This is a genomic window from Roseomonas sp. 18066 (assembly GCF_902706185.1).
GTDB lineage: Bacteria > Pseudomonadota > Alphaproteobacteria > Acetobacterales > Acetobacteraceae > Pseudoroseomonas.
This window is the reverse complement of the sequence record NZ_CACSJM010000021.1, coordinates 16,663-33,729: the sequence shown is the minus strand read 5'-3', so window position 1 is coordinate 33,729 and position 17,067 is coordinate 16,663. Positions and strand designations below refer to the sequence as shown.

The following is a 17,067-nucleotide window of genomic DNA, read 5'->3' as shown; positions in this document are numbered from 1 at the left end:
CCTCGAACTACCAGAGCCCCAGGATCTTCCACCACAGCCCGCCAAGCAGGCTGAAGACGAGCAGCTCCAGCACGCACATCACAAAGCCGACCTTCCACCACTCCCCGAGCGACACATATCCGCTGCCGAAGATGATCGGCGATGTGCCGGTCGCATAATGGGTCAGCGTCATCATGATCGTCGACCCCGCGGCCATCATCATCAGGAACAACACCACGTAGTCCGCGGGCACAAGCTGCACGCCGACGGTGAGGAAGGCCAGCATCATGGCACTGATATGGGCCGTCGTGCTCGCGAACATGTAGTGAGAGAAGACAAACAGCAGCACCAGCAGGGCCGCCGCAAGCTCCCAGCCCAGCCCGGCGGCGGCGATCCCGCTCTGCAGCCCGGCCGACAACCAGGCAATCACGCCGACCTTGTTCAACTGCTCTGCCATCATCACCAGGGCGCCGAACCAAATCAGGGTATCCCAGGCACTCTTCTCGGAGAGAACGTCATCCCAGTCGAGCGTGCCGGTGATGATCAGGGCGAAGAGACCGACCAGAGCCACCGCAGTTGGGTCCAGCGTGAAGGCTGGGCCCAGGACCATGGCGGGGACATTGGCCCAAAGCACGAGCAGCAGGCCGAAGGTGCCGATCATCACCTTCTCCTTGCCCGACAAGGGTCCCATCCTCGCCAACTCACCGCGCGCATAGCTGACAGCATCCGGCGTGGCCTTCACCTCGGGCGGTGACAGGAAGGCGATGACCAGTGGCATCGCCAATAAGCAGGTGATCGCCGGAACGAACATGTAGAGCGCCCAGTCCGTCCATGAGAGGTGGAAGTTCCCCTTCGTCACCCGCGCGATGTAATCGACTACCAGTGGATTGGGTGCCGTGGCGGTGATGAACATGCCCGATGTGATCGTGTTGGCATGGATGTTCACCAAGGAGAGGTAGGTGCCCATCTTCCGCTCCGTACCGTCGGCAGGGTCCGAGCCAAAGGTCGAGGCGATCGATTTCATGATGGGGTGCACGATGCCGCCGCCGCGTGCGGTGTTGCTCGGCGTGAACGGCGCCAGCAGGAGCTCGCACACCGCCAGCCCATAGCCGATTCCGATGGTGCGTCGGCCCAACATGGCGATGAAGACCAGGCCGATCCGGTTGCCCAGGCCCGTCTTCTTCAATCCGCGCGAGATGATGATGGCGATGACGATGAGCCAGATGAGCGGATTGGACAGGCTGCCGAGTGCATCCGCCATCGCGCCGCGCGATGTGGTGTTCGTCACCTGTGACAGCGAGACGATGACGATCGCCATCATCGCCATCACGCCGATGGGCATGACCTTCAGGATGATGGCGAGGATAGTGGTTAGGAATATGGCGACGAGGCCCCACGCCTTCGGCGTCAGCCCGTCAGGAACCGGGGTCAACAGGAGCGCGAACAGAAAGAAGGTCGTGATGATGGCGGGCTTGAGGCGAAAAGGCACGGCATCATTGAAGTACGCAAACATCGCTCGAAGACGCTCAAGCATCGCGGGGCCCTACCATCGTGTGGATCGAGCCTTCCTTTTGCGGGCGCCCAATCCTGTTGATCCTTTCCCGGTGGTGTTCCGGGAGGCGCGATGAGGATGCGCGTGACATCTAAATCGGCCCGACACCGCCCGCGATCTGGAAGCCAGTTGGCAGGGCGGCGTAGCTTTGCAACAGGATTGGCTGGCAGGCAACCGTGATGAAAGTTTTTGAATGTCCATTCGGTCGTGCGGCCTCTAAAGGCCATCGCCGTAGCCAAGATGGGCTACATCGATTGACAGGCGTATTGACCAGGATGCGGATGCACTGTCGCGGCGAAGGGCCTCTCATCCCTAGAGCTGGATCGTCTCCCGCTTATATAAATCCAGATGCATGCAGTTAATGCTGGCATGCCTAGACGGGCGCCGGGGTGGCACTGGGCCTGCAGCAGATCTTCCCGAGATTGCGGCTCCTCGCCCAGCTGGCGACCGGCTCCCCGCCGTCGCGAACCCTTCAAACCTCATCTCGGGCAGCTGCTTCCCATGACCAAGCTCAGTTGCCCCGCGCTCCGCTTTCACGGCCGTCCTTAGGGGGCCGCACGGAGTCATCGGGCGCGGCGAGAATGTAGCCGATGCGGCCCTGGCCTCGGCGAAAGGACTGCTTGGTGAGAAGCCGATCCCGATCTGCTCCACCAAGATGCGTGAGGTGTGTGATCCCGTGATGGCGTTCCTGAGCAGCGGCAGACCGCGGAGACGGTGTGGCTGCCGTCCTGTCCCCAAACGCCTCGCAGCTTGCGGACGCGGTGGACCGCCGCCGCTTTAGGCCGAATGCCGTCCACGCGCTGCCGCCTCATACGACGATGCTGGGGTGACCAACCGACTTAGCGCCTTCAGGATGGCGCGCCGATGCGGATGGACCCTGCTCCGCAACGATGCCACCGGATGTCAGCCCCGATTTTTCCCTGCCTTCCGTAGCACTGCCCCAGGCTGTCGAGGCTTTCGGCGATCTCGGTCCGCTTGGCGCAGGAGATCCAAGGCTTCTTTTCGTCGCCAGACCCGCCGCGACAGCGGGTGTTCGCGTCGTCGTGCAAGGTGATCAGCCCCAATGCGGCCGCCAGCCGCGTGAATCCTGGCAGGTGCGGATGAACCTCGTATGGTCTCGAGACGTTTCGAAGCCGAGGAAAGCGGACGATGGGTTTGGCAACCTACACCCTGAAAATGGCAGCCGTGGCCGCGCCAGCCGCCGCTATCCTGGCGTTCGGCGCCGAGCCAATCCCCACGGGCTGGCTGGACGGCATAGTGGATCCGGGTGCTACGGTGGCACATGCGGGGGTTGTGCTGGGTATATGGGTCGCTGGCGCAACTGCAACAGCAGGGGGCGTCATCGGCTTTGTCTGTTTTTCGTGGCAGCTCTGGCGTGAGCGGCGGCGCCGGGCAGGGTTGCGGGATGCGAGCTGACATAGAGTTCGGCCCGCTCTCCCAAGCTTCACCGACTTGCAGGTTCCGATCCATAGCCTTCTGTGGCGCTACACCATGGTTGGGGAGTGTCTCGGCGTCCCTGGACCACATGTCCTCTTAGGCTCAAAGGCTAAGCCACCGTTATCCAGTACGTGACTTGCCGTTGATGGTTTACGCCCGAAAGCTGGGCACCTGTGAGAGCTTGAGGGGGGTTCCTGAAGCTAAACGTTTGGCCTGCCTGAAAGTCGACATCGACGTGGTCACCTGGGTGGTAGCCAGCGCTGCGCGGTGGCGATCTGCTCATCTTCGACAACGCCACGAGCGTCGGCAGCGAAGTAGATGCTGTCCAGGTACCTGCCGCTGTTGGGCACGACTTCCTTGGCTGCCGACCACGGAAGCAGGATGAAGGAACGGTCCTCAACCAACGCCAGGGCGAGCATCCCCCTCGAGGCGCCCTCAAGCTGCGCGCGGGCGCGGCCGCTGAAGCGGAAGGCATACTTGGAACGGTAGCGCTCGCGTCTCCCTGCCAGCACCTGCAAGTAGATTCCGCGCTCGGCATCGGCAAAGCCGTTGCTTGATCGCTGCAGTTCGACACCTAGTTCCGAGGCCACGGCGTCGGCTACCGCGCGGGCGAAGCTGAACGCAGCGGAGGCGGCACGACCTGCCGACTTTCGGTCGCGCAAACTGTCCAGCACAGCAGAGGTGATGTCTCCCCGGCGATAGAGCTTGCTGAGCGAAGCCGACGGGAGGGGAAGGTGGCCCTGGAACTCCAGCCGTTCCGCCGCCCAGCGCCCCGATGTCCCGGCCTGCCTCCCTGCCTCCGAGCTGGTGATGTGCTCCGCCGAAAACGATGTGAGCGCGTCGTCGGTAACCCTCGTCCCACGTTCGAAAGGTGAGGTTGAGGTGGTGGTTGCGAGGAAACCTTCCGAGGCCCACGCCCTGACGCTTTCAAGGTCCGCACCCAGGCGCTGCGCCGCCTCCAAGAGCGTCATGGTAGCCCGCGGCGGTGTCAGGGCAGCCTCCACCTCGCCGCTGTCGAGTAAAAGGGCGTTGATGCCCTTCCGCTTGGGAGCAGTGCCCCGAGGGACAACCTGGCCGGAGAGGATGGCCTGGATGAGGGTCGATGCGTTGCGGCGCCCGGCCATGGCACCTGCAAAAGAGACCAGCCGGGCACCTTGCCCGACTGGCGCGACCGCATCCAGAGCCCGGCGGACCAACTCTTCTACCTCGTGCCGCAGGAGGAGGCGCTGATGAGTGACGCGCTCGTCTGGCGGCAGAGAGGTCAGCACCCCGTCCTCGAGCAGCTGCCGCAGGGTGGAGCTGCCTACACCGAGGATCGCCTCGGCCTCATGCTTCATCAGGGTGCTCTGCTTCCTCTGTCCAAGCGCGTGCACGAGGTCCGCCCGGAAGAGCAGGGGAGACACGGCATCGGAAGGCGGCACCAGATGCAGGTTCTCGCGTTCAGCGAGTTCGGCCATCTTCTGCGGTGCAACGCCAAGGTACTCGGCGGCGTCGGTAGCAGTCATATGGCGATCTCGGAGCGCACTGGCCGAATTGGCACGCCGGAGCGCCGCAGGAGTTTCCCTCAGGTCGGGCTGACTAGCGAGGTAGCCGGAGAAGGCGTCGTTGAAGGCTGTCGCCCAAGGCTCGGCTCTCACGTCATAGAGCCACCGGTGGAGGCCGCCGAACTCGCGCCGCATACCGAAGCGCCACCCTCGTCCACCCGCGTCCTCGCGGATCGCGTCCAGCGTACAATGCAGGCCGTGGGGCCAATCCCCGAGAGCCGCCCAGCCCTTGGCCATGGCTTCATGGGCCAACGCACCCTGCGATCGCAGGAAGGAGTCGTGGCGACCCATTTTTGAAATGCCGATCGCGAAGCCCCCGATGGCAAGGGCGACTTCCGCTGCACGCCCCATGCCGAGCTCGCAGCCGGGTAGCGTCGCCGTTGGGCCCCCGCGGTAGAGCGTATCGAGGCCGGTGATGTACGCAGGGACTGGCAGGCTGGCCTCGCCTGACCATGCGGAGAGGTCGTGGTGGCAGCCCACGTTGCCGCAGCGATCCAGTCGCTTCCCTTTCCACCTGACGAGGCGCTTGCAACCCCCACATCTGGTCTGGAGGGGAAGCCCGTGCACGGGGCAGTGCTGCACAGCCAAAATGTCCCAGAACGAGCGATGGTGGGCAGAGATGCTCAGGCAACGCGGGCACCCCCTACGAAGGCTTAGGCCGAGCTGCCGAGGACGGACCTGGTGACCCCCTACCATCGCCGTGTTGGGCGACGTGCCCCACGACGCCATGGTCTCTAGGGTCGCGCAATTCACCCCCAACAAGGCGGCGAGGCCTTCCGCTGTCGCAGCGGGCGGACGCTCACCGGCGACTGCTGGCAAGAGCTGCCTGTCAAAGCCAAGGCGCCGAACGACTAGCATTGGATCGGTGAAGCTGTAGCGTCCAGCGTTTCTGGTGATGAGTGACGCCAAGGACTCGTCTTCCAAGGGCGTGCATGGGTTAGGCAGAGAATAGGGGCGGGGGCTCACCGCGGGCCGTCCTCTGCCAGGGCAAAGGACTCGCCATACTTCTCGACCGAAGCCGCCAAATCTTCGACCTTGAACGGATTGAACTTCAGGCTCGACCAGCTCAGCCGCTTGCTCTCCACCGCCTCCGCCAGCACCTCCGTGGTGAGGCACGAGTACCTCCTGTCGCGGGCCAGCTGCCTTGCTTCGGTCAGCAGGTTTACCAGCAGGCCCACCCGGCCACCGCAGGAAATGAGCAGGCGGGCAGCGGTATCGGCGGCGTGCAGCTTGGACGGCGCGCCCATCTTTAGCCCGCCTTCGAGGTCCTCAAGGATGATGCAGAAGGTGGCGAAGCTCACCCGGTCACTCATCCGGTAAGCCTCTAGGGGGGTAGCGGGGACCAGACGGCCGCCTAGGAAGGGATTCTCCCTGAGGATGTTGGCGAACCGACTATAGCCGATGAGCACCATCGGGCACCTCGTCTGGTCGAGGATGTGCGTCAGCCAATGGGAGCCGTTCTCGCGCACCGACCGCGTCATCGAGCTCGTCAGGTGGTGCACCTCGTCGAAGATCACCATCTCGTAGCCGCCGTCCACGATCATGGAGATGACATCGTCGGTCTGGGTGGTGTCGTGCTTGCCAGCAGAGGGCGCCGGGTGGCCGAGTGCCCTGAGCGTGTGGCTGGGGATCGTGTTCAGGCGGGTGCCCGGCAGTAGTTGGACGTAGAGGTACTTCAGCGGGCGGCGTTCCACCGGCGCGTCGCCGCGGTCACTGACGTCGGAGCGCAGGCAGCGGCGCAGGTACTCCTTGACCAGCAAGGTCTTGCCGCAACGGGCCGGACCGAGGACCGCGACCCCGCAGCCGTTGCTCGCCGTGCAGGGGTTCGCCATGAGGTGGTCCAAGGCCACGAACATGGCCTTGGTCTCGAGCGTGTCCACGAACACGCGGCTCAGGGAATCCTCAGGAAGGTCGCTGATGTCCAGGAAGTCGCGCATCACTCGCTCTCCTCGTTGCGGCGGCGGGCGCCAAGCCCGTGCATCCGCCGAAGTTCATCCATGTCCTGCTCCACCGGCGGCTGCGGCTGCGTGGCATCCCCAGTTGGGTTGGTCGGCTCGGCGACCCGGCTGAGGGCCGCGTTGAGCTGCTCCTGCGGGTCGGGATGCTGCTGCGGGTTCGCCATGCGCCAGTCGCGTTCCGCGGTCTCCCTGGCCTGACGCAGGATGCGCTGCCGCGCCGCCTCCGCCCCCACCCGGTCGCGGGCGAGCTTGCTGTCGGCCCTACGGCGCAGTTCTGCGGCGGCAGCTTCGTACGCGGCATCCCAATGGGTGTCGTCGTCGCCGAACCTGTCAGGGTTGAAGTCCCGCATGCTCCTGGCGAGCTGGTACTCCTCCAGGGTCCGCCCCTTCACCCGCGGCACGTGCTCCTTGCACAGCGTGGCCGTGTGCCAGACCTCGCGGGCGGCGTCCGTGACGCGGGAGTCGAGGAACTTGATGGTGGTCAGGTCTGACGGGTCTCGACGGACCAGCACCTCGCGGTCGCCCTTCGACTTCGCCAGCATCTCCATCATCAGGCCGTCGGCGGTGAGGTACCGCAACTTGTCAACCTGAATGCCGCCCTTCCTGACCATGCGGCCAACCGAGAAGGAAGTGGCGACCTCGATGTCCTCCCGCGTCAGGGGTGGCCGCTGTTCGAAGGATTCGATGCTCCGCTTCCAAAGGCGCCGCGGCGTATTATCGATGCCCCGGTGCATGCGCCCTAGGTAGTCGTTCACCAGCCAGTGGAGGAGCTTCTCCCTGACGTCGTCCACCGTCGCCACCGCAAGGAGCTCCGGTGCCGCATCGCCATCCTGACGCTCTAGGACATTCGAGTAGGTGGTGCCCGGTGTCGTGTGGAAGACCTCGCGGGTGGCGGTGCCGATGGCGCGCTCCACCGTGCCCTTTATCCATGCCTTGAGTAGCGGCATGGTCTCGTGCCTCATGCCCAGCCGCGCCACGCCAGCCTTGAACGCCTTGGAATTGTACTGCTTGCCTTGGTCAACGTGGATCGTCTCCCCCCGGCCGTGCCCCTCCCAGGCGTCCTCCAGCCGGTCCCGCGCTCCGGGGAAACAGTCCTTGGGGAGCATCGCCAGCCGCACCGCCTCCAGGGCGGTCTCGCTGTCCGGAGGCGAGAAGGACAACACGAAGGACATGATCATGCGGGTGTGCCGGTCGATGACCAGGGTCAGCCACGGGCGCCCGATGACGGTCTTGCCGTCCTCGCTGAGGCAGATGATGTCGGCGCGGGTGTCGTCGATTTCCCACACCTCGTTGGCGTGGGTGGTCAGCCAGTCGCCCTGCACGAGCCTGAATTGCTCGCGTGCCGCCTGCGCACCTTGGCGGCAGTAGGCGCGCGTGAAAGCGCAGATGGTGCGTTCGTGGCGCAGCACAGCGTCGTAACTAGGCGGCTGAATACGGAGATCGGGTGCCCTACCCTTGTTCAAAGCCTTGATGAGCTTACAGATCTCCCGGTGCAGGCCAGCAACCTTGGTGCCGTTGAGGACCAGGTAGAATTCGTCCGTGGCCTGCCACATGACGTCCCGGACGGTCCAGCTAAGGCGATGCTCGTAGTTGCCGCGGTGCTCGACCTGCGGGACGACAGTGTCGATCTTCTCGCCACCGTAGCGCCACTTGCGAATCAGCTGAACCAGGCGGCTGCCCGACATCGCCTTCGGCTCCCACCTCCGCTCCGCATCCGCCCGTGCCTTCCGACGCTCGTGGACCCGCTTGCACAGGGGCTCGAGGCTCTCGTGCGTGCGCGGCACCGATCGGTCCTTCGCCCACTCGAGGATGTACTCGTTCGCCCGCTCCGCCATGAACTTGTCGCGCTCGCAGGCGCTCTCAAAGGTTACGCGCGCGCGCTGGACCACCTCGCCGTTCCCCCGTGACGCCACGGAGGGTGCGCTCCAGTCCCGCAAGCGGTTGTCCGCGCGGGATCTGACGAAGTCCTCGTGCGCAAGCGTACACGGGACGCCGTTGTCGTCCTCGAAGACGTAGGTCTGACCGAGGTCGCGTGCCCTCTTGCGGAAGGTGATGACCTGGCCCGATAGAAGGAACTTCTGGCCGGGAATGATGGCGAAGGACGGCATCAGACGTTGCCCCCCTTAGGCAGCAGGCTGATCGAGGAGGCGTCCAGCCCATCCTTGCTGACGTCGAGCCGCAGCCGCCGCCGCATGCCGAGGACGCACGCCGCAGCGACCAGTTCGCCGCCGTCTGCCGCCGACCCGCGCAACTGACCGAGGGTCGCGCGGCCACCGTGCGCGGCCAGCACCTCGCGCAGCCGCGCGACGCAAGCACTCGTCGTCGCCACACCGGCGAATCGGACCATCATTCGGGCAACGGCAGTCTTGGGTGCGCTGGCGAGGGCCTCTTCGCTCATCGCGGTGAGGTAGAAGCCTTGCGCCGCCAGAGCCTCCTCAAGGAGGCGCTCGAACCTCACAGATTCGCGGTCGTCTCGATCTTTTTCATAGAAGACGTCGACGGCAACCCTGCGCCCGCTCTCACCGGTAAAGCCGAGGGCAGGCCAGTACTCAAAGGGTTCGCCCCAGCCGACCCTGAGGGTCACGGGGAAAGCCCAGGGCTGGAAGTCGACGACGCTGTGCGTCACCTCCATCAGGTTGACAAGGAAGCCCTGCGCCCTCGTAGTCCAAGCAACGGTGCGACCGAGCTTCTCGCTCGGCGCCCGCGCCGCCGAGCTCCTGTGGGCGCACCGGCGGATGAAAGCGGGGTGAGCCTCGTGCGGCTCGGTGGCCCCCGCGCTCGCGGGGGTGTTAGGATGCGGCATTCGCGTGACCTTTCGGCAGGCGCGGTGTCTCTGAAGGCTCGAAGCGAGGCGGACGAACCACCCGGGGGTCCGGGTATTCGCGCGTGCCGAGTGGTTTGGTTGCTCATTGGAAATCCTGTCCTTCCGAGGCGCCGCAGCCACCTGAGGTGCCGTGCTGGTGAATGTTCCGCACCGTTGAGTGGTCTCCGATGGGGGACGAGGCGATGTTCAGGGCGAACACCCCTTGAGCCACTATTGCGAGCAGGTGAGGGCGAGGGGCGCCGGTCGCTTGACCCAGGCCGCCCAGCGTGCTGACGCCGCTGCGCAAGGCATCGAGTGCGGCGTCCACCTGTTCCGGGACCAGCCGGTAGTCGGCGAGGCGCCAGATTCGGTTTGCGTTCGATGCTCTGGGCTCCCGTCGGCTCCAGTCCGGTCGAACGATGCGGTAGGTGATGCCGACTTCCGCGAGGCTCTGGCTCAAGGATTCCAGGCGAGCGGCGGCTTCAGTCCCCAGTTTCCGGTCGCCCTTGCACTCCCAGAACTCGACGTCGCCCTGCGTGGTCTCGACGGCTACATCCGGGTATGCGGTGCACCTGCGCCCATCGTGGCCGAACTGGATTGCCACCGCCTGCGGACGGAACGCTCGGACCCGTTCAAGCACATCAGCCAGCAGCAGTGCCCACGCCTCTGCCTTCGAATCAGCCGCGAAACAGCGCTTCATCTTGTTGCTGGGGAACTGGTTGACGATGGCCCGGTGCGAAACGCTGGCGGTGCGGCGAGCAAAGCCTTCCATCGCGATGGCCTGCCGCACCATCGACTTCGCCTCGGCGGCCGACGTGCGGCCGCCCGACAGGTCAAGGGTCCTGGCGACGCGATTGGCCTTGGTCTGGCCCGTGCAGTCGCCGACATGTTCGAACATGCGTCCTCCTCGTCGCCCGCGGACGGGCAAGCGCTGCCATCAGATGACTAGGTCGAGGACCCGGAATGCGGGCGTGCGCTCTGCCGCGATGCGACGAGCATGCCCAGCTCCCGTGGAAGCGACCTAGAACGAGCGGACGGACATCAAGCCGCGCACGCGGCTCGGTGTCAGTTGCTCGATATCGGACGGAGGAGGAGGGACGACGCGTGGGTCGCCGGGCCCGTGCCCGGCGCGGTCTCGACGGAGGTGTCGGCCGTTTGCGTCATCGGCGGGCTTCTCTCATGCGATCGCGGTTCTGGAAAGAGGCAATCGGTTACGCCTGCGCTCTTATTTTGGTGATCGCGCATCACGCTGCCTGTCCCTGATTGGAATGAGCGTTCGACGTTCTTCTTGCGCCGCATCCGAAGACGAAGCCTTGGTGGCGCGTCAGCTTGGTGGACGCCAAGTTGGGCAAAGATGGCTGGATCGGGCCCGCCGCCAGGCAATCGCCAACCGCCGGAGTCCAGCCGGACACGTGCGACCAGCGGCCCGTCGGAAGGCTCCCCGCTCGTAGCTGGGCCAGCATCGGACGCAGGAAATCGGAGACCTGGCGAACGGCGTCCGGAAGTGAGGGCAGGCGGGAGGGATCGGCGGCGGTAGCGGCCAGCTGCTCCCAGGCCACCAGTTCCCGCCGACCCAGTCGCCGGGTGTCCAACGCGCCCTCCCAGTAGCTGTCCCGCCTGACCAGCATCCTTTCGGCGTCTCGGCCCCGGAACACGGTCTGGATGGTTGCGGCCAGCATCGGCGCGTCGAAGTGGGCGCCCCTCTGGATGACCCACAGGTCGAGAATGTCCTGCACGCGGGTATGGTCGGCGCCGTAGGTCACGAGCAGGGCAGCCTTCTCGGCGACGAGCCATTCCTTCGTCATGCAAGGAACCGCATGCTCCGCTGCGCCAAGGAAAGGCGTCCGTAGCCACTCGACGTGCCTCGCATCGCCGACATTGTGCGCGATGGTGACACGGACCGGTGCCCACCTTTCACCACACCGCACTCGTACGTCCGCCAAGGTCCGCGCCGTCCAGCCATCACCGGCAACGCGCACCCCCGCTTCACCCACATCGATGTCGGGGCTCCTCATCCCCAGCAGGGCTAGCCTGGCCATGGTGGCCGCCTCTGCGGCAGGGGCCAGGGCGGCCAAGTCGATGCCCGACGTCTGGCGCGGCACCTGGTTGAACCAGAACTGGAAGCACCAAGCCCCTCTGAGGGCGAAGGCATCCCGCGGGGCCGATAGCGCTAGGCCTTCCAGGATTGATCCGAGCGTGCGGAGGCTCCTCGCTTGCGCAGGCTGGGCTCGCTCCAACCCGCCGATCCGATGTCTGCGGACCAGCACGGGCCTAGCACCTGAGCAGCATCACCATAATGGCGATGCTCTCCATGACGGCCGCTGGCGCACCCACACCGGCCGCCACTGTCGAAAGCACGTCGAGGTCTCCGCCCATCTCCGCGTACCGGCGCGCCGCTTCCACGGCTGGCCCAAGGCTCCGGAGGTGACGGCCATAACGGACCAGGTCGACGATTGTTCGGGCCGGGGTCGTCCAACGCACCCTCGCTCCCAGCAACTCATCCTCCGTGATGCCCACGGTGAACGCGCCGGGGTAGCTCCATCGGATCCAGCGGTGATCGCCTTCGAAGACCCTGACGGCGTTGGCGCCCTGGGGCAGCGCAATCCATGCCACCGGAGGCGGTTCCCGGAGCAGGCCGCAGGTGTAAGCGGCTGTGGTCAGGCACAACACCGCCCTGGGCGCCCGGCGGCATGTGTCCGCCAGCCGAAGCTCCGTCAGGCGGCCGGTGACCGCAGCACGGTTCGGCTCCTCCGGCCCGAAGCCCGGTGGAACCAGCGGCCGCCTACCAGCCACCCCTAAAACGTCGTCGTCACACTCCAGCACTAGCCCCTCCCTCTCGATCCGGCAATCTGGCGAGGCAAGGGTCTCCAGACAAAAGCTCTAGAGTCGAGTCATTTATATAGAGCTTTCGTCTATTCCGACGACGAGGGAGCGAGGGTGTCGCCTGCACTCAACGTGCGTGATCTCGCCTGCCGCCGCGAGAAATTCGACGGTGTGCAAAAGCGCAGATGTTTGCAGAAGAAGAATGATTTTGGCGCGCTGGCGCGGCGGCCGATACTCACTCCCAGGAACACGTCCATGCCTCAACCGCGCCGCGAGTTGAGGCAGGTCGATGGCGCAGCCGGTGGTCTGGGCCGCGTCCGAAGGGTGGCAGCGGGACCCCTGACCAAGCTCGCTACGGCGGCAGCATCTACGAAGCGCAAGGGAACTGACCGAGATGATTGAGCTTCATCGTGGAGGCATGGATGTCGGTCCGAGCCTCATCTTCGAGGCCGGGCGCCTCGAGTGTCTCGCCGCCGACTTGCGGCAGATGGCGGTCGGCCAGTTCCCCTGTCCAAGCGATCTTGTTGCCGCCCCGGTAATCGCCCGGTGGACCTGGGCGGTACGTCCTATGATGTCCCTCGAAGGATTCACGTCAGGGCACCCCCGGCTTGGCAACACCACTGTCCGCACCACCGAGGTCTGGGCCATCGACCTCGAGGCAGGCTGGGCCAGGACGCTCTCGAGGCTTTACGTCCTTGGGGATGCCCACCGTTATGTCGGGCAATGAGCGGTTCGAGGGCCCGCTGGGTGACGTTGGCGCCACAGCGATCGCAGAAGGCCAGCGATATGGGCGGTTCGTCATCGTACGCGATGTCGACGGAAGTTGGCAGGCGCTTTCCGTAACAGCCGTCATGGCGGCCTGCGAGACCGACACCGGAACTGTGCTCCTGCTGCCCGGTGGGCGCATGCTCCAGATGCCGCGCCCGCTCCTCGAGGTGTTGTCGTGGCTGGATCCGGGATGAGCCGAAGAGCAGCCACATCAGGCATCCCGAACCGGCATGCGGGAGGTGCCGCGTCACCCCGCTCTGCGACGTCAGCCGCAGAAAATTGCGGTCCTCACACAAATGACGATCGACAACGGCCCTTCAGGTCGTCATAACCCGCGCCGCCATGAAGCTGAAGCAGTCCCTCTCGATATCATCCTGACGACCGGCACCCAACTCGGGTGCTCATCGTCTGTGTTGGTCGTGCGAGAGGGCCTACTCGTTCCATAGTTGGCAGGCAGCAGCCGTCGCAGGCTGGTCATGCTGGCGGAACGAGGCGCGCACCTCGCACGGAGCATTCGCCCGTGTAGCGAGGGGACGCACAATGCGCTTCACTTCCCACTTTCCCGAAGAATCCTTCCCGCTGGCCGCTCAGGTGCTCGCGCGGGCAAACGAGCCTGGACTGCTGGGCGACGTCGACCGCAGCCTCCAGCATGGGGTCGTGACCTGGGTCTCCCTGAAGCCGGAGGCCGCACTCGCCGTGGAAGGCCTGCAGACGGCGCCCAAGCACGTCCTGCTGTCCGTCGTGGCCGGGTTGAAGCCGTTCGGCAGCGCCTGGGTCGAGTACACCGACAGCACCGGCACCCGCCGCGGCTTCCTGGGCGGCGCCTACGACGACGGCAGCGTCTGGGTTCGGCTCATCCGCAGCGAAGGCGGGGCACCTGCCTACTACAAGCCCGTCTCGCTGCTGAGGCGCGGCGGCGCGCTGCAGGTGACCACCGACTGGCACACGGTCCTGGCGGGGAACTGGCATCCGGACGCGGTGGCCGATGAGCACTGGCTGCGTTGGGCCGAGCAGAACATCCAGCTCGAACTCGTCGACCCTGAGCTCACCGTCGAGCGGAGCTTCGAGCCGCTCGACGGCATCAGCATCCTTGACCTCGTCGTGCTGGCTTCCGCCATGTCCCGCCGTGATGGGAAGCGGCTGGCAGCGGCCAACTCCCCCGACGTGACCTGAAGTTCCGGCCGGGCACGCTCGGCCGCATCCAACCCATTCCACGCCTTCCGCAACGCGCCCCTCGGGCGCGAAGGAGAACCCATGCCCGCTTCGAAGAACCCCGCACCTTCGTACAACTTGCTGCACCACCTGCTCGACGGCAGCTTCACCGGGCGTCTCGCCGAGGTGGCACGGCGGGCCCGCAAGCAGGAGCACATCCTTCCGATTACGCTGGAGGATGGGTACGCCGACCTCCCCGCACAGCTGCAGGCGAAGGGTGGAGCGGCCTTCATGCTGCAGGCTGTCGCTGGCATCTGGATGCCGACGAGGTGCATCCTCGTGCAGCTCCCGCTCGGCACCGGCGCCCTCGGCGTGTTCGCGGAGGTACGGGACGACGGAACCGTCGACATGTTCCGTCTCCAGGCGGACGGCGCGAACATCAAGGAAAGCCCCTTCACGGCGCACCTGAAGCCTGCTGAGCCGAGGCCCGTCACCAACTGGGACCGGCTCTGGGCAGGCGAGGAGATCGTCGCTGACGGTGCGCGCTGGTCAGGCTGGCTCGAGGCGAGCGTGCGCCTGACCTGCCACGACAAGTCCTTGGGAACTCCTGCCATCCAGCGGTGGGCGGAGGCGACCGTTCTCCACGACTTCTTCGCCCTGGCGCTCGCCCTGTCTTTCGTTGGCAGGCGCCGGATTGACCTCTTCCGGCCGGATGGCTCGCGCATCCCGATGGATGGCGGGCACGCTTGACCGGCGGTGGCGCGGGTGTGCTCCGGGCCACCTGCGCCGCTGAATTCCCCAACATCACGGTGCTGCTGGCACTACGGAGACGACCATGCATAACGTTCAGCGGGATGGCGCCGGGTGCGCCTCCGTTTACACGACCCTCAACGACAACCCTCCCAAGGATGGCTTCCTGGCGCACGTGACGCGGCGCCTGTTCGGAAGCGGGCAGCGGCCGCTCCTGATCGAGCTCACCGAGGACGTGGTGTCGCAGGCGAAGGAACTTGCCAGTTCGGCGCCGCCCCACGTCCTGTACCCGGTGATTGCCAATGTTCGGCTGACCAGGGAGGTGGCGCTGGTCGAGCTTCCTGGGGCTAAGGCGGTCTACGCGGAGCGGGAAGGGGACAGCCTCTGCGTCTGCGTGCTCCGCGCCGAGGGGCCGACCGCCACCTTCCGGCCCGTCGCGGGCAGGCTACGCCTGCCCACCGTGCGGCCGGAAGTGGACTGGGAGGCAGTGGATGCGAGGACGTGGGCTTTGGACGTGAACGCCCACATGGTTTGGGAGGCATGGGCGGCGGAGAACATGGCGGTGGTGCCGTTGCGTGGCACGACGCCGCCAACCGAGACGGAGACGGCTCGTGTTCTTCAGACCCAGGTGCTGCCCAGCCTGGCCGCACTCGCTCTCGCCACCAGCCCCATCGTGGACGTGGAGCCCACGGCCTGGATCCGTATCCAGGGGCCGACGAAGGGCTGAGCGCGGCTGAACGAGATGGGCAGCCGGAAAATCGTGTCTGCTGCCCTTCCTGCTCGCTCATCCAGATGAAGGTGACCTCGTCGGCAGCGCAGGGGTAGTGAGGTCGTCTCCCAGCTCCCTTCAATGCTCGACCTTCGGCTCTGTCGACTCAGCGGTGCTACTGTCGCTGTAGTGAAGAACTCCGGGTACGGAGCACGAGGCGCACGACTACAGCTTCAAACGGAAGTGGATGGCTACGCACTGCTGGCGCTGTCGCGTGAAGCGTTGCGCCATGTTGGATCTGCTCAGTAGCGCCGCAAGGCTCGAGGGATGACACCAACGATGCTACCTTCAGCATCGAGGCCAATTACCAAGTTGATCTCCTTCTGAGTTAGACGCTCGACCGCGCGAGCGAAGGGATCGCTGGCAGGCATCGCGATCCAGGCGCCACTGACACTGATGGCACCCAGAAGATCCTTTACGGTGTGCTCGGAAGGTGCAACGAGACCGCCGGTGGCTCGCGCCTCCTTAGCCAAGTACTTCAGCAGCTCCAGGGCTCCGAAAGCCGCGATCGGCGCGCCCGTTCCATCAATGCAAATCGCTACCTGGCACTTCCTTTCCAGACCGTCGGCAATGAGGTCCAATGTGGTTGCCTCCGTGACCTTCACATAATCGGCCGCCAGACGTGTCGACAGCGGCACGAATCCCGCAGAGGCTCCCCGCGGACGGGTGCGGGTCGCGGCGCTCACGGTTGAATGATGCTTCAGCCATTCAGCGGTTTCTGAGCACAGGAGGCTGACCAGGCTGATGATCTTGGCGTGGATATCGTCGAAGTCAGAGTCGAGAATGGGTTCGTGGTGAGCAACTCGGTTGCGGAACCTGTTGATGTCCTTGGCCATCATCTGAACGTCGTGCCGTGTTGTTGAGCGCGGGATGTTCGGGAACACGACGTTGAGGCTTGTGCGCCAAAGGTCGGCGTAATTTCGGCGCAGTAGGTTCGACCAGAAGTCGAAGGTTAATTCCGCGACGACCTGACCGCGCGTGGCGTTTGATCCGGCCCGGGCACTGGCTTTGCTCAGGGTGTTCACACCTTCCGTCATCAACACGTCTTCCAGAAACGCTTGATCCAGATGCCAGTCGGAACCGTGGCGTGATACGAGCAGCGCATCCATTGCGTTGCGTAGCGCCACCTCTACGACGCTGAGTGGGAACATGAAGGCTTTGGCAACACGTGCGTTGTAGAGGTAAAGCTCTACTGCGTACCCCTCGTTCCCGCCACTTTTGGTGAGGTAGGTCGCGAACCTTGGCTCCGAGAGCGATGCGCGGATTGCGGCGATCTGCTGGGGGAGGTTCGCATAGGGTACTTGACTATCGGCCATGGGTAACGCTACCTATCTCTCAGCAGTCGAAGTGGCCCCACTGGCGAAAGCTACGCGCCCTCGGCACAGATTTAGAGCGCCAGGTCAGGCTATGCCTCACCTGGCGTTTCTGTATCTAAATCTCACAGATACGTGAGTCGAGTGGGCGGCGCGAGCAATGCCCGGCTTCGCCTCAGCAAGCGCAGTGTTGCGAGGCTTGATCTCCACCGAAAGGAG

The 17,067-nt window shown here is 65.1% G+C and carries 13 protein-coding genes and 1 pseudogene; 5 read left to right on the top strand and 9 right to left on the bottom strand.

Features of this window, described 5'->3' with window-relative positions:
• Positions 1-7: 7 nt before the first annotated feature.
• The 8 genes and pseudogenes from GVN67_RS06670 to GVN67_RS06640 all read right to left on the bottom strand — a co-directional run bounded on the left by GVN67_RS06670 (position 8) and on the right by GVN67_RS06640 (position 11,540).
• Complete coding sequence (locus tag GVN67_RS06670) at positions 8-1,513, bottom strand: DASS family sodium-coupled anion symporter (protein ID WP_159994060.1); 1,506 nt, start codon at positions 1,511-1,513, stop codon at positions 8-10.
• A 1,694-nt stretch (positions 1,514-3,207) separates the two neighbouring features.
• A complete protein-coding gene (locus GVN67_RS06665; protein ID WP_235035010.1) occupies positions 3,208-4,863 on the bottom strand; it encodes a hypothetical protein in 1,656 nt (551 codons plus the stop codon).
• Between the two features lie 210 nt (positions 4,864-5,073).
• Positions 5,074-5,478: pseudogene (locus GVN67_RS30540) on the bottom strand (TniQ family protein); the annotation flags it as partial.
• Positions 5,475-6,449 (bottom strand): TniB family NTP-binding protein, encoded by a 975-nt coding sequence (locus GVN67_RS06660; RefSeq protein ID WP_159994056.1) that lies wholly within the window; start codon positions 6,447-6,449, stop codon positions 5,475-5,477. The pseudogene GVN67_RS30540 and the gene GVN67_RS06660, both read right to left, overlap by 4 nt.
• The gene (locus tag GVN67_RS06655; protein WP_159994054.1) at positions 6,449-8,578 is read right to left on the bottom strand and encodes a DDE-type integrase/transposase/recombinase; all 2,130 of its coding nucleotides are present in this window, start codon (positions 8,576-8,578) and stop codon (positions 6,449-6,451) included. Before GVN67_RS06655 ends, GVN67_RS06660 begins: the two co-directional genes overlap by 1 nt.
• A complete protein-coding gene (locus GVN67_RS06650; protein ID WP_159994052.1) occupies positions 8,578-9,102 on the bottom strand; it encodes a hypothetical protein in 525 nt (174 codons plus the stop codon). Before GVN67_RS06650 ends, GVN67_RS06655 begins: the two co-directional genes overlap by 1 nt.
• Before the next feature lie 274 nt (positions 9,103-9,376).
• The gene (locus GVN67_RS06645; protein ID WP_159994050.1) at positions 9,377-10,171 is read right to left on the bottom strand and encodes a hypothetical protein; all 795 of its coding nucleotides are present in this window, start codon (positions 10,169-10,171) and stop codon (positions 9,377-9,379) included.
• Between the two features lie 346 nt (positions 10,172-10,517).
• Complete coding sequence (locus GVN67_RS06640) at positions 10,518-11,540, bottom strand: nucleotidyl transferase AbiEii/AbiGii toxin family protein (RefSeq protein WP_159994048.1); 1,023 nt, start codon at positions 11,538-11,540, stop codon at positions 10,518-10,520.
• A gap of 950 nt (positions 11,541-12,490) precedes the next feature.
• Here GVN67_RS06640 and GVN67_RS30535 point away from each other — a divergent pair.
• The 5 genes from GVN67_RS30535 to GVN67_RS06620 all read left to right on the top strand — a co-directional run bounded on the left by GVN67_RS30535 (position 12,491) and on the right by GVN67_RS06620 (position 15,493).
• Positions 12,491-12,823: a DUF6634 family protein gene (locus GVN67_RS30535; protein ID WP_368667225.1), complete on the top strand. Its 333-nt coding sequence runs from the start codon at positions 12,491-12,493 to the stop codon at positions 12,821-12,823.
• Positions 12,810-13,058, top strand: a complete 249-nt coding sequence (locus tag GVN67_RS06635; protein WP_159994046.1) for a hypothetical protein — start codon at positions 12,810-12,812, stop codon at positions 13,056-13,058. Before GVN67_RS30535 ends, GVN67_RS06635 begins: the two co-directional genes overlap by 14 nt.
• Before the next feature lie 346 nt (positions 13,059-13,404).
• Complete coding sequence (locus GVN67_RS06630) at positions 13,405-14,037, top strand: hypothetical protein (RefSeq protein ID WP_159994044.1); 633 nt, start codon at positions 13,405-13,407, stop codon at positions 14,035-14,037.
• Between the two features lie 81 nt (positions 14,038-14,118).
• Entirely contained in the window at positions 14,119-14,766 is a 648-nt protein-coding gene (locus GVN67_RS06625) for a hypothetical protein (protein ID WP_159994042.1), read from the top strand.
• An 85-nt stretch (positions 14,767-14,851) separates the two neighbouring features.
• Positions 14,852-15,493, top strand: a complete 642-nt coding sequence (locus GVN67_RS06620) for a hypothetical protein (RefSeq protein WP_159994040.1) — start codon at positions 14,852-14,854, stop codon at positions 15,491-15,493.
• Positions 15,494-15,777: 284 nt separating this feature from the next.
• Here GVN67_RS06620 and GVN67_RS06615 read toward each other — a convergent pair whose 3' ends face one another.
• Positions 15,778-16,851, bottom strand: a complete 1,074-nt coding sequence (locus GVN67_RS06615; RefSeq protein WP_159994038.1) for a hypothetical protein — start codon at positions 16,849-16,851, stop codon at positions 15,778-15,780.
• Between the last annotated feature and the right edge of the window lie 216 nt (positions 16,852-17,067).

What these genes read in the sequence shown, in the direction of transcription:
- GVN67_RS06665 (WP_235035010.1), bottom strand. Translation starts at nt 4,863, where the DNA reads ATGGGGCGTGCAGCGGAAGTCGCCCTTGCCATCGGGGGCTTCGCGATC.
- GVN67_RS06620 (WP_159994040.1), top strand. Translation starts at nt 14,852, where the DNA reads ATGCATAACGTTCAGCGGGATGGCGCCGGGTGCGCCTCCGTTTACACG.
- GVN67_RS06670 (WP_159994060.1), bottom strand. Translation starts at nt 1,513, where the DNA reads ATGCTTGAGCGTCTTCGAGCGATGTTTGCGTACTTCAATGATGCCGTG.
- GVN67_RS06635 (WP_159994046.1), top strand. Translation starts at nt 12,810, where the DNA reads ATGTCGGGCAATGAGCGGTTCGAGGGCCCGCTGGGTGACGTTGGCGCC.
- GVN67_RS06645 (WP_159994050.1), bottom strand. Translation starts at nt 10,171, where the DNA reads ATGTTCGAACATGTCGGCGACTGCACGGGCCAGACCAAGGCCAATCGC.
- GVN67_RS06615 (WP_159994038.1), bottom strand. Translation starts at nt 16,851, where the DNA reads ATGGCCGATAGTCAAGTACCCTATGCGAACCTCCCCCAGCAGATCGCC.
- GVN67_RS06650 (WP_159994052.1), bottom strand. Translation starts at nt 9,102, where the DNA reads ATGGAGGTGACGCACAGCGTCGTCGACTTCCAGCCCTGGGCTTTCCCC.
- GVN67_RS06625 (WP_159994042.1), top strand. Translation starts at nt 14,119, where the DNA reads ATGCCCGCTTCGAAGAACCCCGCACCTTCGTACAACTTGCTGCACCAC.
- GVN67_RS06630 (WP_159994044.1), top strand. Translation starts at nt 13,405, where the DNA reads ATGCGCTTCACTTCCCACTTTCCCGAAGAATCCTTCCCGCTGGCCGCT.
- GVN67_RS30535 (WP_368667225.1), top strand. Translation starts at nt 12,491, where the DNA reads ATGATTGAGCTTCATCGTGGAGGCATGGATGTCGGTCCGAGCCTCATC.
- GVN67_RS06655 (WP_159994054.1), bottom strand. Translation starts at nt 8,578, where the DNA reads ATGCCGTCCTTCGCCATCATTCCCGGCCAGAAGTTCCTTCTATCGGGC.
- GVN67_RS06660 (WP_159994056.1), bottom strand. Translation starts at nt 6,449, where the DNA reads ATGCGCGACTTCCTGGACATCAGCGACCTTCCTGAGGATTCCCTGAGC.